This window comes from Marinifilum sp. N1E240 (assembly GCF_009295825.1).
In the GTDB taxonomy this organism is placed as follows: Bacteria; Bacteroidota; Bacteroidia; order Bacteroidales; family Marinifilaceae; genus Marinifilum_A; species Marinifilum_A sediminis.
In genome coordinates this window covers 1-1,764 of the sequence record NZ_WHKF01000029.1, presented here as the reverse complement: position 1 = coordinate 1,764, position 1,764 = coordinate 1, and the positions used below count along the sequence as shown (strand labels likewise).

Annotated in this window: 1 protein-coding gene; it reads right to left on the bottom strand. The window is 38.9% G+C overall.

Going from position 1 to position 1,764, the window contains the following annotated elements; translation table 11 throughout:
* Positions 1-126: 126 nt before the first annotated feature.
* Positions 127-1,656, bottom strand: coding sequence for an IS1182 family transposase (locus GCQ56_RS20115; protein ID WP_227006131.1), 1,530 nt, complete (start codon positions 1,654-1,656; stop codon positions 127-129).
* Positions 1,657-1,764 lie beyond the last annotated feature (108 nt).

The window sequence follows — 1,764 nt, the reverse complement described above, 5'->3', positions numbered from 1 at the left end:
ACAACAAAAGTAACCGTTGCGCATCCACATAAAATTAGATGAATAGAATATAAAAGCCTTAAAAGTTTGTCAATAGGCAAGCTTTTAAGGCTTTGTTTTTTGCTTTTAGTTAGTGAAAAAGTAAAATTATTGAGGTCTTAAAATGGATCTATACATGCCCAATAGGCTCCTGATAAGTAAAAAGCAAACAATTGCCTGATTAGCCATTGTTTTCGTGTTTTTACTCACAAATTTCAATAGTTTTTTAAGATTGTAGGCAGTAGCAGATAGATGCATTACTTTGTTTGCCTGAATAATGCCAATGGTGTTTATTTTCCGAAGTCCCATGAACTGGGTTAAGGTGCCGAACACCGGTTCGACAGTCGATTGCCGCTTGCCTTTCATTCTCCTTCCATATTTGCTGCGAACTCTTTTGTTATTGCGCTCGTAGTGTTCTTTGTAGACGGTAACAGCAATTTTCTTTTCAAAGCCTTTGCCAATGCACTTTTGTTTTATCGGACAGTTTTTACAGTCTCCCCTCTTGGTTAGGTAATGATTCTGAAGGGAATTCTTCACCATTTTTCGCTTGCGAAAGGTGACTTTTTTACCCTCAGGACATAGCCAGTAGTTTTCCTGCTCATTAAAAGTAAAACCTTCCGGACCGCCTTTGTAAGTTCCGTGAGGTGGAATGTAACTTAGGATGTTTTCTTTTTCAAGAAATGCATAGTTTTCTCCGCTGCTGTATCCAGCATCGGCAAGCAGGCTTGTAAACAGCAAGCCTTGCTTTTTCAATCGTCCCTTCAATCGTTTTGTGGCATCCTGTAGGTATTGATTGTCTTTTTTATCGGCATGGTAAGCCTTTACATCGGTAATCACATGATTGGATGAGTCAACACTTATATTGCTTAGATAGTTCAGCTTTCTGGCTTTTCCAGGTTTTACACTTATTCGGGCGTCGGGATCGGTTGGACTGTAGTGGGTTTTATTACTGGTATACTTGGCTCCTTTGTTGCCTGATCCAGGACGTTGATCCTGATTCTTCTGCCAGTTTCGGTTGCGACTTTTGATCTCTTGTAGCTCTCGTTTTTCGGCGGTTATAATTTGTTGTTGTTTGGAAGCTTTATTCTTCTTGGGTTTTCTGTCTGGACGACTTTGATAGCGAGCCTTTTGAAGGTAAGCCTCAAGCTCCTGCTTGGGAACTTTTAATTCCAGACTATCCATGCTTGCATTGGCTTTAATGGGTGCAGAATCCATAGCCTGAGTATGTCCCGATACCATACCTTTTTCTACGCACATGCTTAGGATATGAGTAAAAACTTGTTCGAATATCTTCTCGGGTAACAACTGGCGAGTGCGGCTAATTGTACTGTGCCAGGGCAATTGCTCGTCAATATCGTAACCTAAAAAGAACAGGATATCCAATCGCATGGAGCAGTGTTCAATTAGTTTTCTATCGCTGATGATATTCTCTAAATAACCCACCAAACACAACTTGTAGAAAACCTGGGAATCTATGCTTTTTTGTCCGCAACTGCCATAAAATGGTTTTGTTTGCTTGTACAAAAAGGATAAATCTAAAATAGCTCGTAATCTTCGATAGAAATTATTCTCAGGCACTCTCTGTGAGAGCTGAAAGCTAGAAAATAATTTCTCTTGATAAAACTTATTTCCTTGCATTTTTATTTACAAGTTAAGCCATTACCATTGATAAGTAAAGATATTATTGTTAGATTTATGAACAAGTTATCAAGAGTTGTGCAACAGGCACAAAAGCTAAATTTCATG